The organism is Pseudoalteromonas sp. BZB3 (assembly GCF_040104455.1).
GTDB lineage: Bacteria > Pseudomonadota > Gammaproteobacteria > Enterobacterales > Alteromonadaceae > Pseudoalteromonas.
On the sequence record NZ_JBECOS010000008.1, the window covers coordinates 65,897 to 88,811 of the forward strand.

At 41.9% G+C, this 22,915-nt stretch carries 25 protein-coding genes and 1 tRNA gene; 19 read left to right on the forward strand and 7 right to left on the reverse strand.

The window, feature by feature from the left end:
• The first annotated feature begins 17 nt into the window (after nt 1-17).
• The 7 genes from miaA to ABMY35_RS05975 all read left to right on the forward strand — a co-directional run bounded on the left by miaA (nt 18) and on the right by ABMY35_RS05975 (nt 6,961).
• Entirely contained in the window at nt 18-911 is an 894-nt protein-coding gene (gene miaA, locus ABMY35_RS05945) for a tRNA (adenosine(37)-N6)-dimethylallyltransferase MiaA (RefSeq protein WP_349285740.1), read from the forward strand.
• A gap of 74 nt (nt 912-985) precedes the next feature.
• The gene (gene hfq, locus ABMY35_RS05950; protein WP_138478010.1) at nt 986-1,255 is read left to right on the forward strand and encodes an RNA chaperone Hfq; all 270 of its coding nucleotides are present in this window, start codon (nt 986-988) and stop codon (nt 1,253-1,255) included.
• 19 nt (nt 1,256-1,274) lie between these two features.
• Entirely contained in the window at nt 1,275-2,564 is a 1,290-nt protein-coding gene (gene hflX, locus ABMY35_RS05955; protein ID WP_349285430.1) for a ribosome rescue GTPase HflX, read from the forward strand.
• Nucleotides 2,565-2,663: 99 nt separating this feature from the next.
• Nucleotides 2,664-3,836, forward strand: coding sequence for an FtsH protease activity modulator HflK (hflK, locus tag ABMY35_RS05960; RefSeq protein ID WP_349285431.1), 1,173 nt, complete (start codon nt 2,664-2,666; stop codon nt 3,834-3,836).
• 5 nt (nt 3,837-3,841) lie between these two features.
• Nucleotides 3,842-4,723, forward strand: a complete 882-nt coding sequence (gene hflC, locus ABMY35_RS05965) for a protease modulator HflC (protein ID WP_058030977.1) — start codon at nt 3,842-3,844, stop codon at nt 4,721-4,723.
• A 178-nt stretch (nt 4,724-4,901) separates the two neighbouring features.
• Entirely contained in the window at nt 4,902-6,218 is a 1,317-nt protein-coding gene (locus tag ABMY35_RS05970) for an adenylosuccinate synthase (protein WP_058030976.1), read from the forward strand.
• Between the two features lie 113 nt (nt 6,219-6,331).
• Nucleotides 6,332-6,961, forward strand: coding sequence for a tetratricopeptide repeat protein (locus ABMY35_RS05975; RefSeq protein WP_349285432.1), 630 nt, complete (start codon nt 6,332-6,334; stop codon nt 6,959-6,961).
• 26 nt (nt 6,962-6,987) lie between these two features.
• On the opposite strand, the gene ABMY35_RS05980 is transcribed toward ABMY35_RS05975, so the two are convergent.
• Both ABMY35_RS05980 and ABMY35_RS05985 read right to left on the reverse strand, forming a co-directional pair.
• Nucleotides 6,988-8,835 carry a sodium:proton antiporter gene (locus ABMY35_RS05980; protein WP_349285433.1) on the reverse strand — a complete coding sequence of 616 codons (1,848 nt, stop codon included), beginning with the start codon at nt 8,833-8,835 and terminating at the stop codon, nt 6,988-6,990.
• A 201-nt stretch (nt 8,836-9,036) separates the two neighbouring features.
• Nucleotides 9,037-9,112, reverse strand: a tRNA-Ala gene (locus ABMY35_RS05985).
• Nucleotides 9,113-9,303: 191 nt separating this feature from the next.
• Here ABMY35_RS05985 and ABMY35_RS05990 point away from each other — a divergent pair.
• Together ABMY35_RS05990 and ABMY35_RS05995 are read left to right on the forward strand one after the other, a co-directional pair.
• A complete protein-coding gene (locus tag ABMY35_RS05990; protein WP_349285434.1) occupies nt 9,304-9,645 on the forward strand; it encodes a hypothetical protein in 342 nt (113 codons plus the stop codon).
• Nucleotides 9,646-9,694: 49 nt separating this feature from the next.
• Nucleotides 9,695-10,153: a prolyl-tRNA synthetase associated domain-containing protein gene (locus ABMY35_RS05995; RefSeq protein WP_349285741.1), complete on the forward strand. Its 459-nt coding sequence runs from the start codon at nt 9,695-9,697 to the stop codon at nt 10,151-10,153.
• Here the strand turns inward: ABMY35_RS05995 and ABMY35_RS06000 are convergent.
• A complete protein-coding gene (locus ABMY35_RS06000) occupies nt 10,126-11,268 on the reverse strand; it encodes an MFS transporter (RefSeq protein WP_349285435.1) in 1,143 nt (380 codons plus the stop codon). The genes ABMY35_RS05995 and ABMY35_RS06000 overlap by 28 nt on opposite strands.
• 260 nt (nt 11,269-11,528) lie before the next feature.
• On the opposite strand from ABMY35_RS06000, the gene ABMY35_RS06005 reads away from it, so the two are divergent.
• The 4 genes from ABMY35_RS06005 (at nt 11,529) to ABMY35_RS06020 (ending at nt 14,529) form a co-directional block, all read left to right on the forward strand.
• Nucleotides 11,529-12,071: a DUF2058 domain-containing protein gene (locus tag ABMY35_RS06005; RefSeq protein ID WP_058030972.1), complete on the forward strand. Its 543-nt coding sequence runs from the start codon at nt 11,529-11,531 to the stop codon at nt 12,069-12,071.
• Nucleotides 12,072-12,125: 54 nt separating this feature from the next.
• Complete coding sequence (locus tag ABMY35_RS06010) at nt 12,126-12,446, forward strand: c-type cytochrome (protein WP_349285436.1); 321 nt, start codon at nt 12,126-12,128, stop codon at nt 12,444-12,446.
• A gap of 131 nt (nt 12,447-12,577) precedes the next feature.
• Nucleotides 12,578-13,345 (forward strand): class II aldolase/adducin family protein, encoded by a 768-nt coding sequence (locus ABMY35_RS06015; protein ID WP_349285437.1) that lies wholly within the window; start codon nt 12,578-12,580, stop codon nt 13,343-13,345.
• Between the two features lie 8 nt (nt 13,346-13,353).
• Nucleotides 13,354-14,529, forward strand: a complete 1,176-nt coding sequence (locus tag ABMY35_RS06020; RefSeq protein WP_058030969.1) for a mandelate racemase/muconate lactonizing enzyme family protein — start codon at nt 13,354-13,356, stop codon at nt 14,527-14,529.
• 82 nt (nt 14,530-14,611) lie between these two features.
• Here ABMY35_RS06020 and ABMY35_RS06025 read toward each other — a convergent pair whose 3' ends face one another.
• The 3 genes from ABMY35_RS06025 to ABMY35_RS06035 all read right to left on the reverse strand — a co-directional run bounded on the left by ABMY35_RS06025 (nt 14,612) and on the right by ABMY35_RS06035 (nt 17,462).
• Nucleotides 14,612-16,240 carry a methyl-accepting chemotaxis protein gene (locus tag ABMY35_RS06025; RefSeq protein WP_349285438.1) on the reverse strand — a complete coding sequence of 543 codons (1,629 nt, stop codon included), beginning with the start codon at nt 16,238-16,240 and terminating at the stop codon, nt 14,612-14,614.
• Between the two features lie 130 nt (nt 16,241-16,370).
• Nucleotides 16,371-17,075: a pseudouridine synthase gene (locus ABMY35_RS06030; protein WP_349285439.1), complete on the reverse strand. Its 705-nt coding sequence runs from the start codon at nt 17,073-17,075 to the stop codon at nt 16,371-16,373.
• 57 nt (nt 17,076-17,132) lie between these two features.
• Nucleotides 17,133-17,462, reverse strand: a complete 330-nt coding sequence (locus tag ABMY35_RS06035) for a 5-carboxymethyl-2-hydroxymuconate Delta-isomerase (protein WP_349285440.1) — start codon at nt 17,460-17,462, stop codon at nt 17,133-17,135.
• Nucleotides 17,463-17,528: 66 nt separating this feature from the next.
• Between ABMY35_RS06035 and ABMY35_RS06040 the strand changes: the two genes are divergently transcribed.
• From ABMY35_RS06040 to ABMY35_RS06065, 6 genes are all read left to right on the forward strand, one after another.
• Nucleotides 17,529-17,999 (forward strand): CreA family protein, encoded by a 471-nt coding sequence (locus tag ABMY35_RS06040; protein WP_349285441.1) that lies wholly within the window; start codon nt 17,529-17,531, stop codon nt 17,997-17,999.
• 2 nt (nt 18,000-18,001) lie between these two features.
• On the forward strand, nt 18,002-18,784 hold the full coding sequence (locus tag ABMY35_RS06045) for a hypothetical protein (protein ID WP_349285442.1): 783 nt from the start codon (nt 18,002-18,004) through the stop codon (nt 18,782-18,784).
• A complete protein-coding gene (locus tag ABMY35_RS06050; RefSeq protein ID WP_349285443.1) occupies nt 18,777-19,403 on the forward strand; it encodes a LysE family transporter in 627 nt (208 codons plus the stop codon). Before ABMY35_RS06045 ends, ABMY35_RS06050 begins: the two co-directional genes overlap by 8 nt.
• 2 nt (nt 19,404-19,405) lie before the next feature.
• On the forward strand, nt 19,406-19,906 hold the full coding sequence (locus ABMY35_RS06055; RefSeq protein ID WP_349285444.1) for a gamma-glutamylcyclotransferase family protein: 501 nt from the start codon (nt 19,406-19,408) through the stop codon (nt 19,904-19,906).
• Between the two features lie 22 nt (nt 19,907-19,928).
• Nucleotides 19,929-21,488 carry a serine hydrolase gene (locus ABMY35_RS06060; protein WP_349285445.1) on the forward strand — a complete coding sequence of 520 codons (1,560 nt, stop codon included), beginning with the start codon at nt 19,929-19,931 and terminating at the stop codon, nt 21,486-21,488.
• A gap of 156 nt (nt 21,489-21,644) precedes the next feature.
• Nucleotides 21,645-22,562, forward strand: a complete 918-nt coding sequence (locus ABMY35_RS06065) for a histone deacetylase family protein (protein WP_349285446.1) — start codon at nt 21,645-21,647, stop codon at nt 22,560-22,562.
• Nucleotides 22,563-22,588: 26 nt separating this feature from the next.
• Here ABMY35_RS06065 and ABMY35_RS06070 read toward each other — a convergent pair whose 3' ends face one another.
• A complete protein-coding gene (locus tag ABMY35_RS06070; RefSeq protein ID WP_349285447.1) occupies nt 22,589-22,900 on the reverse strand; it encodes a DUF4144 family protein in 312 nt (103 codons plus the stop codon).
• Nucleotides 22,901-22,915 lie beyond the last annotated feature (15 nt).

Genomic DNA, 22,915 nt, shown 5'->3' on the forward strand with positions numbered 1-22,915 from the left:
TACCTGTCATTACCCTAATGGGGCCAACCGCCGCTGGTAAAACAGCACTGGCAATTGAGTTATGTCAGCATTTAGACACAGAAATTATCAGTGTCGATTCTGCGCTGGTGTATAAAGGGATGGACATTGGTACCGCGAAACCCAATGCGCAAGAACTGGCGCAAGCGCCACATAAATTGATTGATCTGATCGATCCCAAAGAGAGTTATTCGGTTGCAGAATTTAGACGTGATGCCATTGAATGTATCGATGCGCTGCACGCGAAAGGTAAAGTGCCCATTTTAGTCGGCGGCACCATGATGTATTTTAAGGGGTTAATAGAAGGCCTATCACCTTTGCCTGAAGCAGATGACAAAGTTCGTGCCCAGTTAGAAAAAGAAGCCAATGAGTTTGGTTGGCCTACACTTCATGGACTTTTAACTGAAGTTGACCCAGAAGCCGCAGCGAAGATCAGCGAAAATGATTCTCAGCGAATTAATCGTGCATTAGAGGTGTATCGTTTAACAGGTAAAACCATGACAGAGTTGCAGCAACAAAAGCAGCCAGAGTTACCTTATACGTTTCATCAATTCGCCATCGCCCCTTCTGACCGTAAAGTCTTACATGACAGAATCGAAAAAAGATTTAAAATAATGTTAGATCAGGGGTTTAAAAATGAAGTTTTGGCCCTATATCAGCGAGAAGACCTACATTTAGATTTACCGTCGATACGTTGTGTTGGATATCGACAGATGTGGGAACACTTAGCCGGCGAATACGATCACGATGAAATGTTATTTAAAGGAGTCGCGGCGACGAGACAACTCGCAAAGCGACAATTAACTTGGTTGAGGGGATGGCCAAACGTGACTTGGTTAGAGACTGATTCGCAAGAAAACTTGCAACGTGTTCTAACTTCGCTAAGCTATTAGTAGTTGATAAATCAAGCTGTTCGAGTTTTCTCAACAAAGAAAATATAATAACACCTAAAACGAAGGATAAGACAATGGCAAAAGGCCAATCTTTACAAGACCCATTTTTGAATGTACTACGCCGTGAACGCATTCCTGTTTCAATTTTTTTAGTTAACGGCATCAAATTACAAGGTAAGATCCAATCATTCGATCAATTCGTAATCTTACTTGAAAATACAGTGAACCAAATGGTTTACAAACACGCTATCTCAACGGTTGTGCCTGCTAGAGCAGTAAATTTCCAATCTGCACAAGGCGGTGATAACACAGATAATTCTGGTAGCGAAGAAGGTAATTATTAATTTTTTAGGAGCGTAATGCTTGTTTGACCGTTATGAAGCCGGCGAACAGGCAATCTTAGTTCATATCGACTTTCAAAACGAAGGTGATCGAGAAGATCTCAGAGAGTTAGAAATGTTGGTATCTTCTGCTGGTGTTAGAAGTTTGGCGGTTGTGCAAGGCAGTCGCCAAGCACCACATGCCAAACTATTTGTCGGAACAGGTAAAGCAGAAGAAATCGCTGAGGTTGTCAAAATCCACAACGCAGATGTCATCATCTTTAATCACCAACTCAGCCCCTCTCAAGAAAGAAACCTAGAGAGTATCTGTAAATGTCGTGTATTAGACAGAACGACACTGATTTTAGATATTTTTGCCCAGCGAGCACGTACTCACGAAGGTAAGCTACAAGTTGAGCTCGCTCAGCTTAGGCATATTTCAACTCGCCTGATCCGTGGTTGGACCCACTTAGAACGTCAAAAAGGCGGGATTGGCTTACGGGGTCCGGGTGAAACTCAGCTTGAAACCGATCGTCGTTTATTAAGAGACCGTATAAAAAGTATACGTAAAAGGCTAGAAAAAGTCGCTACGGTTCGAGAGCAGGGCAGACGTGCGCGTAGTCGAAATGAAGTACCTACCGTGTCTTTAGTGGGTTACACCAATGCGGGTAAGTCTAGCTTATTTAATTTTGTTACTGATGCTGAGGTTTATGCTGCAGATCAGCTCTTTGCAACACTTGACCCAACGCTTAGAAAGTTAGAAATAGACGACATTGGCCCTGTCATTTTTGCTGATACTGTAGGGTTCATAAGACATTTACCTCACGATTTAGTCGCTGCGTTTAAAGCGACACTGACAGAAACCCGTGAGGCAGATCTACAATTGCATGTGATCGATGTTGCTGACAATAGAAGAAAAGAGAACATAGAAGAGGTACAATCGGTTCTTAAAGAGATTGAAGCAGATGAAATTCCTCAGCTTTTAGTCTATAACAAGATTGATCTCTTAGAAGATGTTAAGCCAAGAATTGATTTTAACGACGAAGGTGTGCCAATTCGAGTGTGGTTGTCTGCGCAAACTGGCGAGGGCACTGAATTACTACTAGAGGCTATCTCTAAGCTACTGGCAAAGAAAGTGTTTGCCCACACACTTTGCGTACCACCTGCGTCAGGTAAATTACGTGGAGCGCTGTTTAATTTAAACGGCGTTAAACAAGAAAACTATGATGAGCAAGGCAATTGGCTGCTTGATGTCCGTATTCCACAAGTTGATTGGGAAAGGTTGAAAAAAGAACAAGGTGCAAATATCGAGCAGTTCATCGTTTCAGTTTAAACAAAGACTGTTACGATTTTCTTCGCATAAAGATATAAGTCATGCGAGATATTTGTTAGATTTAACTTAATTCATTTTAGATAACAATGGAGTATAGCTATGGCCTGGAATGAGCCGGGTAAGAATGGCAATGATAACGATCCGTGGAAAAACCGCGGTGGTAAAGATCAAGGCCCACCCGATCTTGACGAAGTATTCCGTAAATTCGGCGATAAGTTTGGCGGTATTTTTGGCGGCAAACCTGGTGGTAGTAATGGTGGTTTAGGCGGTGCAGGTATTACCTTTGTATTGCTAATTGCTATCGTTGTTTGGGCTCTAAGTGGTATTTATACCGTGAAAGAAGCAGAGCGAGGCATTGTATTACAGTTTGGTAAATTCGATCGAATTGCTGAGCCAGGCTTACGCTGGAAGGCAACGTTTATTGAACAAGTAATTCCAATCGACATCGAAGCGGTTCGTTCGTTATCAGCGTCAGGTTTCATGCTGACTGAAGACGAAAATGTAGTGAGTGTTGAATTCGAAGTTCAGTATCGTGTTGTAGACCCAACGCTATATCGCTTTAGCGTGACAGATGCCGATCACAGCTTACAGCAAGCGCTTGATAGTGCGCTTCGTTATGTTGTAGGTCATTCACGCATGGACCAAGTGTTAACTACGGGTCGTGAAGTGGTTCGTCAACGTACATGGGACGAGTTAAATAAGATTATTGAACCATACAACCTTGGTTTAATCATCACTGACGTGAACTTTAAAGATTCTCGCCCACCAGCTGAAGTAAAAGATGCGTTTGATGATGCGATTGCGGCACAAGAAGATGAAGAGCGTTTCATTCGTGAAGCAGAAGCATACGAAAGAGAAATCGAGCCGCGTGCACGTGGTCAGGTTACTCGTATGACGCAAGAAGCTGAAGGTTACAAAGAGCGTATTATTCTTGAAGCACAGGGTGAAGTAGCACGATTCGAGCAACTTTTACCTGAGTATCAAGCGGCGAAAGAAGTAACTCGTCAGCGTCTTTACATCGATATGATGGAAGAAGTATTAGGTAGCAGTAGTAAAGTGTTGGTTGATGTGAAAGGTGGTAACAACATGATGTATTTACCGCTTGATAAGATCATGCAGCGCAGTGGTCAACAAGGCGCCATGACACTACCAAACGCGAACGACCTAAATCAATTACGCCAAACTTTAGGCCAGCAATCACGTAATAACAGTACTGTGAATAGCGCTAGAGATCGTTTTTCAAATGACAGATATAACAACAATGGGAGATAAGCGTTATGAGAAATTTTAGTTCTATCCTCTTAATTGTTGCAGTGTTGATGTCATTTTCATCGGTGTTTGTTGTTAAAGAAGGTCAACGTGCAATTGTTTTACTATTCAGTAAGGTACAAAAAGACAGTGAAGATAACGCGGTTGTATATGGCCCAGGCCTTCATTTCAAAGTGCCTTTCTTTAGCCAAGTAAAGCAGCTTGATGCGCGTATTCAAACGCTTGACGGTGCACCAGATCGTTTCGTAACGAGTGAGAAAAAAGACTTAATCGTTGATTCGTTTGTAAAATGGCGAGTGAATGATTTCAGCGCTTACTATCTGCGTGCGCGTGGTGATAAGCAATATGCTGAAACACTACTTAAGCAAAAAGTGAATAACGGTCTGAGAACTAACTTCGGTAACCGTACAATCAAAGAGATTGTATCTGGTGAGCGTAGTGAGTTAATGGCAGAAGCCTTGGTGCAAGCATCTGAGAGTGCGACTGAGTTAGGTATTGAGGTGTTAGACGTTCGTGTAAAACAAATCAACCTACCTAATGAAGTGAGTGAATCTATCTTCCGTCGTATGCGTGCTGAGCGTACTGCGGTAGCTAAAGAGCACCGCTCTGAAGGTCAAGAGAAAGCTGAAACAATTCGTGCAGAAGTAGATCGTCGTGTGACGGTTATGCTTGCTGATGCTGAGCGTAATGCGCGAAGCGTACGAGGTGAAGGGGATGCAACAGCGGCTAAGATCTATGCTGATGCATACAATAAAGACGCGGAATTCTTCGGTTTCGTTCGTTCTTTAGAAGCGTATAAGAAAACCTTCAATAACAAAGGCGATGTTATGGTGTTATCACCAGACAGCGAGTTCTTTGACTACATGAAGGATGCGAAAGGCGCGAAGTAATTAAATAGCGCTCGTATTTCTTAATTAAAAAGCCCTGATTTTTTCAGGGCTTTTTTGTTGCATTTCAAAACATTGTTTTATTCGCTTCCATAGTACAGAAAAAATACCACTTTTACGGTTATCTTCGTTGTCATTTTCTGGTAAAATCCTCGCCTAATTTTTTCTAAGTGATATTGCAATGGGTAAAAACGTCGTTGTACTAGGCACCCAATGGGGTGACGAAGGTAAAGGTAAAGTAGTTGATCTACTAACAGATAAAGCTTCTCTTGTTGTGCGTTATCAAGGTGGCCACAACGCGGGTCATACTTTGGTGATCAATGGTGAGAAAACAGTTCTACACTTAATCCCGTCAGGTATTTTACGTGACAACGTTAAGTGTGTAATTGGTAATGGTGTTGTATTAGCACCTGACGCGTTAATGAAAGAAGTGGGTATGCTTGAAGAGCGTGGCGTACCAGTTCGTGAACGTCTACTTATCAGTGAAGCATGTCCTCTGATCTTGCCTTACCACGTAGCATTAGACCAAGCGCGTGAGCTAGCGCGTGGTGAAAAAGCGATTGGTACAACTGGTCGTGGTATCGGTCCTGCATATGAAGATAAAGTGGCTCGCCGCGGTCTTCGTGTTGGTGATCTATTCAACCCAGAGCAGTTTGCTGCAAAACTTAAAGAAATTCTTGAGTACCATAACTTCACATTAGTTAACTACTACAAAGTAGACCCAGTTGACTTCCAGAAGACTTATGACGATGCAATGGCTGTTGCTGATATCCTAAAAGCAATGGTTGTAGATGTAACTGAGCTACTTGACCAAACACGTGAAGCAGGCGACAACATCTTATTTGAAGGTGCTCAAGGTACACTTCTTGATATCGACCACGGTACATACCCATATGTAACGTCGTCAAACACAACAGCTGGTGGTGTTGCGACGGGTGCAGGTTTCGGTCCACTTAACCTAGATTATGTACTTGGTATCGTTAAAGCTTACACGACGCGTGTAGGTTCAGGTCCTTTCCCTACAGAGCTTTACGATGGTCTTGATAAGCAAGATCCAGTAGGTAAGCACTTAGGTGACAAAGGTCATGAGTTCGGCGCGACTACAGGTCGTTTACGTCGTACTGGTTGGTTTGATGCTGTTGCAATGCGTCGCGCTGTACAGATCAACTCAATTTCAGGCTTCTGTTTAACTAAACTAGACGTACTTGATGGTGTTGAAACAATCAAGATCTGTACTGGTTACCAGTTAGAAGATGGCACAGTAACAAACGTTACGCCACTTGCAGCTGAAGGCTACGAGAAAGTAACACCTGTTTACGAAGAAATGCCAGGTTGGTCTGAAAATACATTCGGTGCAACGTCAGTAGAGCAGCTTCCTGAAGCGGCTATCAACTACATCAAGCGTATCGAAGAAATCACAGGCGTACCAGTAGATATCATCTCTACAGGTCCTGACCGTATCGAAACAATGATTGTTCGTAACCCATTTGGTGCGTAATTGAATCTTGTTTAGAAAAGCTGCTTCGGCAGCTTTTTTTGTGCCTGAATCTTTTCGTGCTGTTTAACTTTGGTATATTTATTGAATGATCTGAGCGTCATTTATGTGGGTGAGTGTTTATGTTTCAAAAGCGTCATTTAATCGGCTTACTATTAGCCATTATCAGTCAATTCTCTTTCGCACAGCCGGAAGAGTTAAAAGCCGTGCCGCTTTATACCCAAGCTGAATTAATTGAGTTAATTAAAAAGAACCAGCATTTAAAACGAGTCAAAGACGATGAGTGTCAGCTCGTGCAAGATATCGAAGCGCGTGCTGAAACCATGGCGTTGCCCTCATATCAATTTTTGTATGGTGACATGCTGGCCTATGCAGTGTGTGTAGAGCGCGACGTTGAACTTGGCCTGTATTATATGAAACAAGCTGCAGAGCAGGGCTTAGCCTCAGCGCTGGAGCAATTAGGCAGGTATTACGATGTGGGACAGCTTGTACAAGCTGATAAGGCAATGGCCATTACATATTTGCGTGAAGCTGCAGCGCAAGGTGATTTAAAAGCGCAAATGCGTTTAGTGCGCTTATTCAATGAAGGTCATGGTAGCCCAAGAGATTACGAAGACGCGTATCGATGGTTATTTCATTCAGTAGTAGCCGATAAAAAAGTTCACAAACAGATAGAAGTGGCGTTGGCAGATCTTGCCAGAAAGATGCCTGCGAGCGTGGTTCGCAGGGCAAGGTTACCAATGTAAAATTGGTAACCAGACTCAATTTACTATTAACTCACAGCCTCAGATTCATTTTGCAGGTATGAATCTTTCAGCACACTCATCTTGGGTGGTTGCAAGGCAACAATTTTATCCCCTTCTTTTGGTACATACTTTTGCTCACTCACAAATGGCCGAATTTCAATTTGCTCATCATCTTTGGCATTTTCTTCGATAATGAATAGGGGCAGAGCCTCTTTATTTACTTTTTGATATTTTTGCCAATCGAACTCTTCTGTAAGCTTAGTTGCGCTGATCTTACCACCTTTCGAGATCAGGCTACTGAGCTTGGCAAAGCTACCTTGTTCACCAAATAAAATTTGGCGAGATAAAAAAGTCGCACTGTCTTTGTTTGCTTTTGCATGGTTGGTTGAAGAGCGCAGTGAAAATACACTCTGTTCATTCAATAAATGAGAAAAATACTGTACACCTAGCGCATTATGATGACGGTTAGGAGAAAGAGCTAGTACCTTATTGAGTTGCGTCATGGGTAAATAGCGTTCAGCATGCTCGGATTGTGGGTTGCCATAATAGCATTGAAGGCCGTCCATACGTGCCATTTTACAGTTTTCCCAAGCTGGGTCTGATAAATGCACGCTGATATTTTGGTCTTGTAAACCCTTAGCAATCGCACGAGCAACATGATTAGCGCCAATTATCAGAAGAGTATTGGGACTCGGTTGTCGGACACCTAAAAACTTAGCGAAAGGGGTGGCAGTTAAGCTTTGAAGTACCACGGTGACTATGATGACAGTGAAGATCAGCGGCACGATTTTTTCGGCATCTGGAATACCTTTTTCAATCATACTTAACGCAAAAACAGAGCCTACTGCAGCGGCAACTATCCCTCGTGGAGCAATCCATGATAACAGCAACCGAGATTTAAATGATAAATCAGAATTAAACGTTGATACTGCAATACAAATAGGGCGGGCAACGAAAAGTACGATAGCGATAAAGATCACGGTATTCAAACCAAGTAACATTATATCGCTAACTTCTAGTCTTGCTGCCAAGAGAATAAATAGACTAGAGATTAAGATCATAGATAAGTCTTCTTTAAACTCTAATACAGAGTCAATTTCCAAATCGTCTTGGTTGCCCAGCCAAATACCAAACACTGTCACTGCCAATAAGCCTGACTCATGGCTTAAATGGTTTGAAAGTGTAAAACTGAAAAGTACGAGCGCTAAAATACCAAACTTATGTAATTCGTAAGGCAGCCACTCTTTTCTGATCAATAAAGTAGTGAGCCAACCACTGATTATGCCTATCCCTAGTCCAACCCCGAGTGTAGAGAATAAGGCCCACATGGTGTGGCCAAATACCTCGCCACTGCCAACTAGACTGACAGCTTCAAAGACTAATACTGCGAATAATGCGCCGATAGGATCGATCACTATGCCTTCCCACCTCAATACACGGTCTATGTCTTGGTTTGGTCGCATGGCATTAAGCATAGGTGCAATGACTGTTGGGCCTGTTACAACCAGCACTGCGCCTAAAATAGCCGCGACACGCCAATCTAGCTGTAAAATATAATAACCAGCAAAAGCAATAATGATAAAGGTCGTGAGCATACCTATTGAGCAGAGGTTACGAACAATTTTACCTATACCTTTTAATTCTCGAAAATGTAAGGTCAGTGCGCCTTCAAAAAGAATAATAGCAACGGATAAAGACACGACGGGGAAGAGTAAATCACCCAGTAAAAGATCTGGGTCGAGTTGACCGGTAACTGGGCCAAGTAATAAACCAACTAATAACAGAAATAGAATAGCAGGAACCTTAAAGATCCAAGCTAACCATTGCGCGAAGACTGAAAAAACAGCAATTCCAGCAATATAAATAGCTGACATGCATTCTCCTATCATATAGCCCTATGAGGATATAGCTATCTAGTAAATATAAAAAAATTTATAACGATTTATACAGTAATAGTCGGTTAATTTTATAACTCTATGCAATCCTGAACTAACGAACATAAACTTATTAAGTTAAACATAGCCCTGATTGAGAGAATATGTGTTTAAAATGAAGAAATAATGAAAGGCGGAAAGTGGTGGAGCTAAGCAGGATCGAACTGCTGACCTCCTGCGTGCAAGGCAGGCGCTCTCCCAGCTGAGCTATAGCCCCACGTTCCAGTTTGGATACGTTCGAAAATTTATATTTTTTTTATTTCTCCGTCAATACTGGTGGTAAAAAAATCCCAAAGTTTTTTCATGCTTTGTTACACTGATTGTCAAAATAATAAGAGTCTTGGTCTGTTTACTATGTTGAAGTTCCCTTTTCTTTTTTCACTTGTGGCGATAATTTTGTCTGGGTGTATGACAAAGCCTGATGAGCCTTTTAAAGTTGCAGATCAAACATTACACACACGTCTGGCTGATAATGGTTCAAAATTATTCGCCTTCATCGTAACCGTTGAGAAACAAGCTCGGGTGAAGTTAGATACACGAAAAGAGATCTCACGCAGTGAGTTTAAGATGTTTCTAAATGAAGAACATATCGAAGACTCGCCAGCATTAAAATTAGCTCTAGAAGAGCGTGCGGTACAGCTTCTAAAGATGGCTTTAGACGAGCAAGACTATTGCCAGCAAGGTTACGATATTAAAGAAGTGTATTGGAAAGAGCGTAAGGTGCAATTAAGAGGTCAGTGTCGTGACTGAAGTTACAGAAGTTAATAAGCTATCTGAGTTAGAGAGCTTATTTAAACAATTGAACTTCAATGCAGTAAAATATCAACACCCGCCTTTACACACGTGCCAAGATGCAGATGAACTTAATCTCAACCGGGTTGGTGTAAGGATAAAAAATCTATTTTTACGAGATAACTACGGTAAGCGACATTTCCTATTGTTGGTGCCTGCAGATTATCAGGTAGATTTAAAAGCGCTGTCTAAACAGCAAAAGTTATCGCGATTGGGATTTGCATCATCTCAACGGTTAGCTAAATACCTAGGTGTTAAACCGGGCTGCGTTTCAGCGTTAGCGGTTTTCAACGATACTGAACAAGTTGTTACTGTATGGGTAGAATCAAGTCTATGGCAGGCTGAGCAATTTCAGTGTCACCCGTTTTTCAATGATCAGACTTGGGTGTTAAACAAAGCGGATTTAGAGCGTTTTTTTGAGTACACAGGTCATGCGCCTCAAGTCATAGACGTGCCTTGTTTGTAGTTAGTAAGGCATGCAATAAGCCCAAGTGAGCAGCAAACTAATAAACAAGTCAAAAACGCGATATAGCCATATTCTTCAAAGATAAAACCAGGTAAGAATGACCCGAGTGCGCCACCGCTGTAATAAAAAGACACATAAGCACCGTTAGTCACCGAAGCTGGTGCGGTACTAATTTTGTTTGCTAACGGCGCTGCGGTTGCATGTATAACGAACATACAACCACAGAAAAGGGTAAAGCTGACAATGAATAGGCTGAATATATGACTTGTAAGCATGATGTGGCTTACACAATATAAAATAAAAATTAGACTCAGCAGTGCCCAAGCGTTTTTAATTTTCTTATTAAGCCATGGTGTGCATACAGATAAAATTGCTCCGACCAAATAGCCCGTGTAAATAAAACCAATTTCTTTATTATCCGTAATACCGTATTGATTTTGTACAATAAAGGGTAAAAAGTTCAGTAATGCGGCAAAGCAAAAGAACATGAAAAATACTGCGACGAATAGGCGTAAAAGAGCAGTGTCTTGTAAATGCACTAAATGCAGCCAGGGCTTTATTTTTTGTTTAGTGCTTTCTTCTTTCTTGGGTTGTTTAGGAATGATTAACGCCAGGATAACTAAGCCCACGCTAACTAAGAAGAAAAAGTTCTGCCACTGCCAAAATGCGGCAAAGTTTGCTGCAAGCATCCTGCCTAAGTATCCCCCAATAATTGAACTACCAATATACAGAGTCATATTTCTTTGTAACGCATCACCTTGAAAAGTGGTGCCGATATAACTTGTCATGCCTATTAGCGCAGCAGGTAATGTTAGGCCTTGTATAAGTCTGCAAATTAATAGTCCTGAGAAGTAATCTGAATAGGCAAAAAGTAAGTTACTTGCAGCAAGGATCAGTAAGGCGATACGCAAAATCGACAACGGATTGAATTGGCTCAGCATAACGCCGTAGCAAAGTGGTGCGATGGCAAGTGGCATCATTGTCACTGTCATTAATGCGCCACTGTTTGCAATTGAAACATTATATAGCTCAGAAAAAATAGGTAACAGAGGTTGAGGGGCGTATAAGACTAAAAATGTACAGACAGAGCAAAGCAGTAATTTAAATAATGACATGGTGTCTGATACCCAAAACAGCGCAAATAAGAAACTATTGTGCTAAACCTTTATAGGCTAGTTAAATATAAAGTTAAATTGCAGAGCATGTTAATGCATGAAACGCGTTAAGTTTAAAGCTTTATCAATTAGTTGGTAATTTTTTGCGCTAAATCACACTTTATTTGCTTTACTTTAGTTAGATTGCAGTTGCACCTCTCTTTGTCGTGTCGTGCATCTGAGTTAATATATTGGGAATTGTATTTTCATGGAGTTGCAGCATGGGTTCTCTACAAGACCAATTACTAAAAGCAGGTTTAACGACTGAGCATAAAGCCAAAGTTGCTAAAACCGAAAAACGTAAAGCACAAAAGAAGAAAAAGAAAAAAGGCGCGACAAGTGATCAATCTGACTTACAAAAGCATATTGAACAAACAAAGCTTGAACAGCAGCGCAAAGCCGAAGAGCTAAATCAAGCTAAGCAAGCTGAGTTAAAAGAGCGTGAGCAAGTTGCTCGTGTTAAGCAAATTTTAGAGCACCACAACCAAGATGAAATTCGTGGTGAAGTGACATTCAACTTTACCTACGACAATAAAGTAAAAGAGTTGGATGTGAACGAGCAAACTAAACAAGCCCTATCAAAAGGGCGTTTAGCAATTTGTGTTCTTGAAGGTAAGTTTTATGTACTTCAAGACGAGCCAGCACGTAAGATCGCTGAAGTTGACGAAAAATACATCGTTTTCCATGTTGCTGACGATACAGCAGAAAGCGATGAAGACGACCCATATGCAGGTTATGAGATACCAGACGATCTAACTTGGTAAATTCGTGATTGGGGCAAGTAAAGAATTCATATAGTCACACAAGAAGAGAAAATTATGAGTAAAGTAAAATATATGGTTTTAGGTACAGGCATTGCGTTAACTGCATTTGCAAACAATGCAGAAGCTGCAGACGGTAAAGCGTTATACACGGCAAAAATGTGCCAAACATGTCACGGTGCTGAAGGTAAAGCGCCAATCATGGACGCTTATCCTAAAATCAATGGTCAAAACAAAACATATCTACTTAACCAAATGAAAGACATTAAATCTGGCGCGCGCGCTAACGGTATGTCTATGGCAATGAAGGCGATGGTTGCAAATGTATCTGACGCTGAGCTAGAAGCGATTGCTGATTATTTATCAAAAGTTAAGTAATCCACATTGGATTATGAAAAAACCACCGCATGTCGGTGGTTTTTATTTTATTGAACATCGAACAAGAGTCATTTAGACTTCTAAACTTCTAAATTGGCTGGTTGAGCCAAGTTAATATTTTAAGGCAAATTATGTTTGAACTACCAAAACTCAACTTAAAAGACAAAGTCAGCGAACAAGAGTGGCAACTTCGTGTTGATTTGGCTGCGTGTTATCGTCTAGTTGAGCATATGCGTTGGGGGGATTTAATTTATACGCATATGTCTGCGCGTTTACCCGGTACAGATCATTACTTGGTGAATGCATTCGGTTTGAGTTTTGATGAAGTGACAGCATCTAATTTAGTGAAGGTCGACTTACAAGGGAATATTTTGGATGACACGCCATTTGAAATAAATCCTGCTGGATTCACTATTCACAGCGCTATTCACGAAGTAAGAGAAGACGCTCACTGTGTGATCCACCTACATACAAAAGAAACCATTGCTGTTGCCAGCCTTGAGTGTGGTTTATTGCCATTAAGCCAACACTCTATGTTCTCATTGCCCTCGCTGTCTTATCACGATTATGAAGGCTTAGCGGTGAATGAAGACGAAAAAGCGCGTCTACAGAGTGATTTAGGTAATACCAACCATATGCTGTTAGTTAACCATGGTGGTTTGACCGTAGGTCCAACGGTGGGTGATGCCTTTATGCGTTTTTATGACTTACAGCGCGCTTGTGAAATTCAAGTCGCGATCCAAGCGACGGGTCAAAAAGCTGTGCCTGTGCCTCAACCAATCATTGACAATATTTATAATCAAGCAAATGTCGTTCATAGCGGTAGCACTGGTGGTCAGTTAGCCTGGCCTGCAATGCTGAGAAAAGCGTACCGCCTTGATCCTAGTTTTGCTGAATAGGAGCTAACATGAAAGTAACTCGCGTCGAAGTTTTTGATATCCATTGTCCAGACAGACCAGCTTGGACTCCAGTTTTTGTTCGTATTCATACTGATGAAGGTATCAGTGGGGTAGGTGAAGCCGGTCTTGCTTATGACTTAGGTCACAGTGCGGCAGCGAGTATGATCAAAGAAATGGCAGAAGCTTTTCTTATTGGTCATGACCCATTTCAAACAGAAATGCTTTGGTCACGTATGCTACGTGAAAGTTTCTGGGGATTAGGTGGTGGCCCTGTAGTTTACGCTGCGATGAGTGCCATTGATACCGCACTTTGGGATATTAAAGGCAAAGCATTAAATCTGCCTGTTTATCAACTTCTTGGTGGTAAGGTAAACCCAGAGCTACGCACCTATGCGTCGCAGCTACAGTTTGACTGGGATGATGAATTCAAAGCCCTTGTGCAACCTCATGAATATGCGGAAGCAGCACACAAAGCAATTGCCGAAGGATACGACGCGGTTAAAGTTGACCCTATCATGTATGACAAAGACGGTAATACCTATTACGACCGTACTAAGCTTATCTCTCGCGCGGAAATGAAGTTATACCGTGCGCGTATGGCGGCTATTCGTGAAGCGGTAGGTGACGAAGTAGACATTATTTTTGAATGTCATAGTCTACCAGGGGCTACCTCAGCCATTCAAATTGGTGAGATTGCAGAAGAATTCGATTGTATGTATTACGAAGAGCCGGTGAATTACTTAAACCACTCTTTACATGCGAAAGTTGCCGATAAAGTGGCAGTACCAATTGCTGGTGGTGAGCGTTTATATAACCGCTGGGGTGTACGTCCATATTTAGAAGATCAAAGTGTAGATGTATTACAGCCAGACATCGGTCTATGTGGTGGTTTTACTGAAACGAAGAAAGTGTGTGATTACGCGGATATCTTTGATGTGCGTATTCAAGCGCACGTATGTGGTGGTCCTGTTGCCACTGCGGCATCGCTTCATTTAGAAACGGCTATTCCTAACTTCTTAATTCATGAGCACCATACTTATGCGATTAAGAAATGGAACCGTGAGTTATGTATTCAAGATCCACAGCCTAAGAACGGTGTATTCAAAGTATCAGAAGCGCCTGGTATCGGTATTGAGCTAAATGATGAAGTGGTTATGCGTTCTACACGAGTTGAAATAAAATAACAGCTAAACATCACTAAACCTAAAAAAGGGTCACATTACAGTGACCCTTTTTTAATGACTTAAGTTTTAGCTTGGTGGTGTATTAACTAAACTTAGCCATCTCATGTTCAAGGTCTTTAGTTAAACCTTTAATGCTGTCTGTTGCACTGTGAGCATGGTGAGATACATTGGCAGTCTGTGCCGCCGTATCAGAAATGGTGACTACACGCTGAGCGGTATCTTCACCCGCTGCGAGCTGCTCTTTGGCCGCATGGGCAATCTGGTCACTCATTTGGGAAATGGCACCCAGAGAGTTCGCAACCATTTGTAATGCATCACTGGCATCTTTAGACATTTTTACAGTCTTTTCAGATGTTTCTACACTTAAGCTCACAGAGCTTTTCGCCTCTTGTGTTGCAGATTGAAGATTACCAATCATGGTATGAATTTCTTCAGTACTTGATTGGGTTCTTTGAGCTAACTGTCTTACTTCGTCAGCAACAACCGCGAATCCTCTACCTTGCTCACCAGCCCTAGCTGCTTCGATGGCTGCATTTAACGCTAATAAGTTGGTTTGCTCCGCAATGCTTTGAATAACACTCAGTACATTCGCAATATTCTTAACTTCATCATCTAAAATACGAATATTATTACCAGCGCTGTCGATTTGCTGTTCTAATAGCGCGATTGCTTGTGCCGCTTCAGACGTTTGCTTATCTGCATTTTGACCTTGCTGCTCGGCTTCTTGTACGGAGTAAGCGGCCTGCTCGGCATGTTCAACAACAGTTTGCGCCGAGGCTGTCAGTTCAGTAATAGCCGAAGCAACCATTTGGGTTTCTTCACTTAAGCTGCGGGTGAGTTGCTCTAACTCTTCTGAGCGAGCTTCACCGTCATGGCTTTGTGATTGCAATTCAGCACTTACATGCTGGATACCATCGACAACGCCTTTCAGACCTTGCTGCATATATTGCATGGCGGCAATGATGCTTTCTTCATTGGCGTTGTTGGTGTTGATGTCTGTGCTTAAATTACCGCGAGATACACGTTTCACAATTGCAAGCACAGTATCAAGTTCTGCGCCCAGCTTATTAGATAGACCTAAGCCAAACTTAGCTAGAGCAAAGGCTAAAGCAGTCGCAATGATAAGAGAGATAACTAAAAGCCATTGAGCGGTATTCCAATAGCGTTCATTGACCTCTTTCATACTGATGCCCGTACCAATATACCAACCAAAGCGAGACGTTTTTTGAACAACAGACGTGAGGTCGACAACTTCCCCTTCACGAACAGAGTCCCAATGATAGGTGATAATACGATTGGTTTTATTACCGACCAGCCTTTTTACTTTCTGGCCTATGCTTTGGCCACTGGCATCTTTAAAGTCGTTAAAACTGGTACCTTGTAATTCAGGGTCGTGCGGGGTGGCAATAAAATCAAGCTTCTCGTTAACCACATATACATATTCTGAATCGTGATACTTATTCTCTCGAAGCATTTCTGTGGCTAACTTCTTAGCTTGCGCTTCGTCTAGTTCGCCTGTGGCAACATAATGTTCGAACTGTTCAACAATGTTGACCGTGCTTTTCATGAGTTGATTTATACGAGCAATATTATCACTTTCACTTGCGTGGCGAAGCGCTTGTAAACCAAACACTGCAACCACTAAAAGTGAGACGAAAATTGCCGCAGTAAATAAAATTATTTTTATTCTTAAGGTGATACCTGACAGCACGACGGACTCCTAACTTAGTTCAGTCTTTCATGTCTATCATGATTATAGGGTAGATGTTAAGTGAGGATTATAAAAATGCAGGGTTATTGATGTGATATTTTTTCATAAGCCCTGCATATTTATATGGTTATTAGCGAATGAGTTGAACTTCCTGTTCATTTAAAGCGCGATATTCACCAGGCGCAAGCGTTTCATCTAACTCGATACCACCAATATTTTCTCTATGTAATTCAATAACTTTATTTCCAACTGCTGCGAGCATGCGTTTTACTTGGTGGTATTTACCTTCGCAAATAGAGAGTCTTAAGCTGTACGTCGCTAAGCGCTCTGCTTTAGCAGGTAAAGTTGCATCTTTTTCACCATGTAGCATGACACCTTTCTCTAATTGAGACTGCATTTCATCACTGATAGGCTCTAGGGTTTCTATCAAATAAGTTTTAAATTTCCTCTGCTTAGGAGAAGTGACTTTGTGTGACCAATCGCCGTCATTGGTGATGAGGACTAAGCCTGTGGTGTCGATGTCTAAACGGCCTGCAACATGAAAGTTTTTTAAGTTGGGTTCATCAAGTAAATCGAACACGGTGGCGTGCATTTCGTCATTATTGGCACAGATATAATCTTGTGGTTTGTTTAGCATGTAGTAGCGCATACCTAGATACGCTATATGCTCGCCTTGCCATTCAACGTGGTCATCTTGTGAGATTGGGTGATCAAACTTTGTGATCAGTTCTCCATTCACTATAGCATTACGTTTTTTTATACCCGCTTTGACTTTGGAGCGAGGTAACTCTGTTATATGGCTAACGAATTTATCTAATCGACAAGGAAATTTCATGTTAAATCACTTTTGTAATGCATTGTAATGGCATTATACGAAAGCCGATATTTTAAATCAGTTCTTTCTGTATACTTCAGGCAATAAATCGTAAACATGAACACTGAGTTGATAGTCACAGCCCAGTAAATCTTCTAAAGCAAAAAGTAAGGTTTCACTGAGGAGCTGCTTTTTCTCAACTTCACGTCCCGCCATAATATGGGCTTGAACATGGACAAATCCAGCCTTGCCATTTCCAAGCTGAAAATGTTGAAAACTATTCGCACGGGTCTTTACCGTCGTTAAATCAAATAGCGCTGTGCCAATTGCAGCTTGATGAATGGTTGCGACCAGTTCTTCGGTCTGTATATGTAAGTTGTCTGAGTGCTCAATGATAAAGTGCGGCATAGATGACTTCGCTCGTTAATTATGCGTAAATAACGCTATGTTATGTGAATATAGATGTATTGTCAGATGTTTTTGAAACGCACGCTCGGCGCTATTTTGATCACTGCAGGCTTAATGGGTTGTAGTGATGACGCCGCTAAAGTCAGTTTAGGTTTATTTACTACCAAAGATGTGGTGGTTAAAGCGAAGCAAGATCCTATTGTAACAGGCGTGACTTGTCATATAAGTCATATAGAAGCGGATTTAGATTTTTCAGATCCTTCGGATATGTCAATTGCCTGTCGACAAACAGGCCCAATTACTGCCGATCAGTTACAGCAAATAGATTTATCAAAAGATGGTGAAGTGGTTTTTAAAGCCTCTAAAAGTATTTTGTTTAAATCATTAAAAGTGCGTCGTATTTACGATGCCGATACGCAAACCCTATTGTATTTGTCTTATTCGACTAAAGAGACCAGTGGTAGTCACCATCATGCTTTATCGAGTGTGCCTTTGTATAACACTCAGGCTTGGAATTGGACTAACAAAGAAAAATAGATATGTTGTCGTTATTTAAAGCAAAACCCCTTGTATCAAAAGAAGAAGAAAGTTGGTTAATTGATGCCTTTATTTGGGCATGCGATAACTTTGATGGTCAATATTTTTTAGAGCATACACAGGTTATCGAGCCGACAGGGCAGTTTTTCCCAGATCAGGTTTCAAGTGTTGAGCAAATGGCGCAAACCGTGTTTAAGCGCGTGCGTGATTACGCAGGCTTACAAGTATGGCCTGTGCAACTGGTTAACCCGAATCAAATGATGCCTCAGCAAATTGCACCTTTTAAATTTGTCAGCTCTAACCGTGGAGCGGATGCGCAGATCGTTAACCCGCCAAGTATCCCAATGAGTTTGTCTTATAACCCAAACCAGATTAATCAACCACAAGACCTCGTTGCCAGCTTGGCAGGAAGCCTAGCTTTGATGATGGTTTATCAAAAAGGTGTTATGCCGCCGGGGGGGAAAGAGCAAATTCCTGCAGCCAGTGATGCATTAGCGTGTTATTTAGGTTTTGGCGTGATGATGAGCAATACCGTCTATCAATTTAAAGGTGGCTGTGGCTCTTGCTATAACCCTTATGCCAACAGGCAGGCGGCGCTTACTGAACCTCAGACAGTGTTTATGCATGCACTGATCTGTCATTTCAAGCCGCAAGTTGATGGTAAAAAGCATCTAAAATCTCATTTGCGCAGTATGTATAAACAGGCGCAAAAGCAGATTAAGGCGTTGCTAAATGAATCAGCCAATCCATACTTGTTAGCGTTAGAAGAGAAGCGCCATGCTTAGTTATCTTGATGAGTTTTTATTAATCGCCATCGCGCATTTTTTTGCGGTGGCAAGCCCTGGGCCTGATTTTGCCATCGTACTTAAGCAGAGTATTCAGCAGGGGCGTAATAACGCCTTATGGACCAGTGCTGGTGTCGGGTTGGGTATATTTGTGCATGTCGCATATTGCTTATTAGGTGTGGCTTTAGTGCTAGCAAACTCACCAGAGTTATTTACTATTTTGAAGTATGTGGCTGGTGCGTATTTAGCCTATATGGGTGTGCAAGCGCTCAGAGCTAGGCCGGCATCTGGTGATGGCAGTGTTGAAACGTCAGAGCATGTTCAGGCTGAGTCGGCGTTTAAAGCATTTAAGCGCGGCTTTTTAGTCAATGCATTGAATCCTAAAGCGACTTTATTCTTTATGTCATTATTTACACTTGTAATTGCGCCAACAACGCCGACTTCTGTGCAAGCGATATACGGTCTTTATATGGCGTTAGCCACTTGGGCATGGTTCTCATTTTTAAGTATGGTTTTGAGTAAGCAACCTGTGCGTGCTTTTTTTCATCGAGCAGGGCATTGGTTTGATAGAGGCATAGGTGTTGTACTGATTGCCTTGGCAATTCGAGTGGTGGTGTAGCAATGAAAAAGAAACACATTAACTTTGCCTATGGTTCGAATATGTCTACCTCTAGGCTATTTGCGCGTTTACCCAATGCAGAATTACTCGGTGTGGGCACTTTACATGCTTATCAATTGACGTTTGATATGCTTTCTACCGACGGCTCAGCAAAGTGTAATATTGTGCCTGCAAAGCAGCGCGAGGTGTTTGTTCACGGTGTACTGTATGCGCTCGATGACCAAGAGCTTGCGAGATTAGATGCAATTGAAGGTGAAAGATACGACCGTGAAGCGGTGGAAATTGTGCGTCCATGTGGAGAAATACTCATCGCTCAGAGTTACATTGCTAACACTTTTATAGATATGCACCTGCCTTTTGACTGGTATGTCGAGCACGTTCTAAAAGGCGCGCAAGAGCATCAATTTAACTCAGATTATATAACTCAGATCTCTGCACAAGCATCGCAAAGCGATAGTAATCTTGAACGCGCTGCTAGAGAATGGGCCATCCACAAATTATAAAAGAACAACAACAAGGGACATTATGAAACTCAAGGCATTATTTTCAGCCATGTGTTTAGTTGCTGCAACAAGCAGCTTCAATGCATTTGCACAACAAGTTAAGCCACAAGACGTGGAGCAAGCTGTCAACGACGCTATGTCGCAATTTAACATACCGGGTATTGCCATTGCAGTGGTAGAGAATGACAAAGTTGTGTTAGCAAAAGGCTTTGGTGTCCGTCACTTAGAGTCACAAGCTCCGGTTAATGCGAATACGTTATTTGGTATTGCTTCTAACTCTAAAGCGTTTACCGCTGCGGCGTTGGCTATGCTGGTGGATGAGGGCAAAATTACTTGGGACGATAAAGTCATCAAGTATATTCCTGAGTTTAAATTACATGATTCATATGCCACTCGAGAAATGACCATTCGTGACTTATTAAGTCATCGCAGTGGTTTAGGGTTAGGCGCGGGTGACTTAATGATCTGGCCTGACACTAATAAATCAGTGTCTGAGCTAATTGAGGGGATCAGCCATTTAAAACCGGTTTCGAGCTTTCGCAGTCAATACGCTTATAACAACTTAATGTTCGTGATGGCCGGTGAAGTTGTTGCCCGTGTAAGTGGTTTAAGCTGGCAAGAATTTGTCGAGCAAAAAATGATGAAGCCGCTTGAAATGACCACGTCTCGTGCTGGTTTTTCTCGTATTGCTAAAGGCAATCAAAACTGGGCTACAGGTCATATTCCAATGGAAGGTAAACTAACGCCTTTCTTTGTGAACTATTTAGAAGATTTTCGTGGTGCAGGCGCGATTGCATCTAACGTCAATGAAATGAGCCAGTGGTTATTAACACAGCTTGATGGCGGTAAAATGCCAAATGGTAAGCAATTGTTTAGCCCTGAGCAGCAAGTACAAATGTGGCACCCGCATATTATGCGTGTGGCGTCTAAAAGTGCCTTTGAAGCGTATCGTCAGCAGTTTAGAGGCTATGGCTTAGGTTGGTCGATTGAAGATTACAATGGCTTCAAAAAAGTCGGTCATGGTGGCGGTATATTAGGTATGGTGTCGCAGGTTGCAATGATCCCAGAGAAAAAGCTGGGTGTAGTGGTTTTATCTAACCAGCAAGCTTACCCTGCATTAACAGCCATTATTAATGAAGTATTTGAAGATGCGTTAGGCCTTGAAGATCAAGACTATGTGACAGAAGCGGCTGAGCGCTTCCACAAAGGTAAAAAAGAAGCTTATGCCAAAGCTGGTGCGGTGAAGCTTGAACAAATACAACCTGCGTTACCGGCACAAAATTATACAGGTACGCTAACCAGCGATTGGTATGGTGATGTGATTGTTGAGTATGTGGCAGATGAACTACGTATTGATTTTACTCATACTAAAATGCTCAAAGGTAAACTAGAGCATCACACTGGCAATACTTTTATTGTGCGTTGGGACAACACACTATTAGAGGCAGATGCATATATCCATTTTGAAATGGATAAAGCACAGCAAGTAAAGTCAGCAAGCATGGAATATGTGAACCCGCACATTACCGACTTTAGTTTTGACTTCCACAATTTGGACTTAAAAGCCAAACGTGCAGATTAGCTTTTAGCTGTTGTAGGCCCGACTAAGTTAACTTAGTCGGGCTTTTTTGTATTAGCATTGATATAAGTTAAATCTTCTAACTAGCACCAAAGTCGCAAAGGCGTTATAAAATAATTTTGTTAAACTGAATGTGAACTTTCTTGGCAAGGACACGTTATGCGTACCGCAGTTATCAGTCACCCACATTGTCGTAAACATAAAATGATTGCGGATCACCCCGAGTGCCCAGAGCGTCTTGATGCGGTATCTGACCGATTATTGGCATCTGGACTGGATATTGCGGTGGCTCAAAAAAGTGCCCCTAAAGCAGAGTTAGAGCATATAGCATTGGTGCATGACAGAGCGTTAATCGATAAAGTGCTGACTTCAATTCCGCAAGAAGGATTAAGAGAGCTAGATGGTGATACTTGGCTATGCCCTGATTCGATGAAGGCAGTTGAGCGTGCGGTCGGAGCGGGTATATTAGCGGTTGATGAAATTTTAGCTGAAAGCATTGATGCTGCATTTTGCAATGTCAGACCGCCAGGGCACCATGCTAATCAGTCAACGTCTTCTGGCTTCTGTATTTTTAACAACGTTGCTATTGCTGCCGCTTATGCAAAACAGCAGGGTGTGAAACGTATCGCGATTTTAGATATTGATGTACATCATGGTAATGGCACCCAAGATATTTTTAGAGACGATAAAAGCGTACTGTTTTGCTCATTGTTTCAGTATCCGTTTTACCCTAATACCGCCATTGTAAATACTGACACTGTTATTAACTCACCATTGGCGATAGCCAGTGATGGGATTGATTTGAAGGCGCTATATTCACAGCAATGGGAGCCTACGTTAAGGGCGTTTAACCCCGAGCTAATCTTTATTAGTGCAGGCTTTGATGCTCACCTAGAAGATGATATGGGCAGCCTTAAATTCACTGAGGCGGATTATCAATGGCTAACGGAGCAGGTTGCTGAACTTGTTAAGCAAACAGAGTGTAAAGGGATTGTCTCTTACCTTGAAGGTGGTTATGCACTCTCTGCACTAGGTAGAAGTGCAGTGACGCACATTAAAGCCTTGGTTGAAGCTTAAGGCTTACTATTCAGAGCTCAGACTATTTAGTCTTGCCTGTAAATCTCACAGGCAAAATCATATAGATCTTGCAAAGAAGTGAAGCTTAGTTTCGCAATACAGCAATGACCGTCTTGCGCTAATTGCTGCTGCAGCTTTGTAGTTAACTTATCAAGGTTCACGTCAGTGCGCTGGCTTGACGCCAGGTTAAATGCCTCACCACTATTTTGAATATACATCGATTCCCTTTTCTGTTCCTCTGAAAAATAGAAAAGCGCATCAGACAGTGATGACTCACTTTCAATATACTCAATACTTTGTTCTGTTATGAGCAATAAAGGGAGTGCTTGAATAGTCAAAATTTGTCCTCAATC

Coding starts and splice junctions, on each gene's coding strand:
- miaA (WP_349285740.1), top strand. CDS start 18: ATGGGGCCAACCGCCGCTGGTAAAACAGCACTGGCAATTGAGTTATGT.
- hfq (WP_138478010.1), top strand. CDS start 986: ATGGCAAAAGGCCAATCTTTACAAGACCCATTTTTGAATGTACTACGC.
- hflK (WP_349285431.1), top strand. CDS start 2,664: ATGGCCTGGAATGAGCCGGGTAAGAATGGCAATGATAACGATCCGTGG.
- hflC (WP_058030977.1), top strand. CDS start 3,842: ATGAGAAATTTTAGTTCTATCCTCTTAATTGTTGCAGTGTTGATGTCA.
- ABMY35_RS05970 (WP_058030976.1), top strand. CDS start 4,902: ATGGGTAAAAACGTCGTTGTACTAGGCACCCAATGGGGTGACGAAGGT.
- ABMY35_RS05980 (WP_349285433.1), bottom strand. CDS start 8,835: ATGTCAGCTATTTATATTGCTGGAATTGCTGTTTTTTCAGTCTTCGCG.
- ABMY35_RS05990 (WP_349285434.1), top strand. CDS start 9,304: ATGACAAAGCCTGATGAGCCTTTTAAAGTTGCAGATCAAACATTACAC.
- ABMY35_RS06000 (WP_349285435.1), bottom strand. CDS start 11,268: ATGTCATTATTTAAATTACTGCTTTGCTCTGTCTGTACATTTTTAGTC.
- ABMY35_RS06005 (WP_058030972.1), top strand. CDS start 11,529: ATGGGTTCTCTACAAGACCAATTACTAAAAGCAGGTTTAACGACTGAG.
- ABMY35_RS06010 (WP_349285436.1), top strand. CDS start 12,126: ATGAGTAAAGTAAAATATATGGTTTTAGGTACAGGCATTGCGTTAACT.
- ABMY35_RS06015 (WP_349285437.1), top strand. CDS start 12,578: ATGTTTGAACTACCAAAACTCAACTTAAAAGACAAAGTCAGCGAACAA.
- ABMY35_RS06020 (WP_058030969.1), top strand. CDS start 13,354: ATGAAAGTAACTCGCGTCGAAGTTTTTGATATCCATTGTCCAGACAGA.
- ABMY35_RS06030 (WP_349285439.1), bottom strand. CDS start 17,075: ATGAAATTTCCTTGTCGATTAGATAAATTCGTTAGCCATATAACAGAG.
- ABMY35_RS06035 (WP_349285440.1), bottom strand. CDS start 17,462: ATGCCGCACTTTATCATTGAGCACTCAGACAACTTACATATACAGACC.
- ABMY35_RS06040 (WP_349285441.1), top strand. CDS start 17,529: ATGTTTTTGAAACGCACGCTCGGCGCTATTTTGATCACTGCAGGCTTA.
- ABMY35_RS06045 (WP_349285442.1), top strand. CDS start 18,002: ATGTTGTCGTTATTTAAAGCAAAACCCCTTGTATCAAAAGAAGAAGAA.
- ABMY35_RS06050 (WP_349285443.1), top strand. CDS start 18,777: ATGCTTAGTTATCTTGATGAGTTTTTATTAATCGCCATCGCGCATTTT.
- ABMY35_RS06055 (WP_349285444.1), top strand. CDS start 19,406: ATGAAAAAGAAACACATTAACTTTGCCTATGGTTCGAATATGTCTACC.
- ABMY35_RS06060 (WP_349285445.1), top strand. CDS start 19,929: ATGAAACTCAAGGCATTATTTTCAGCCATGTGTTTAGTTGCTGCAACA.
- ABMY35_RS06065 (WP_349285446.1), top strand. CDS start 21,645: ATGCGTACCGCAGTTATCAGTCACCCACATTGTCGTAAACATAAAATG.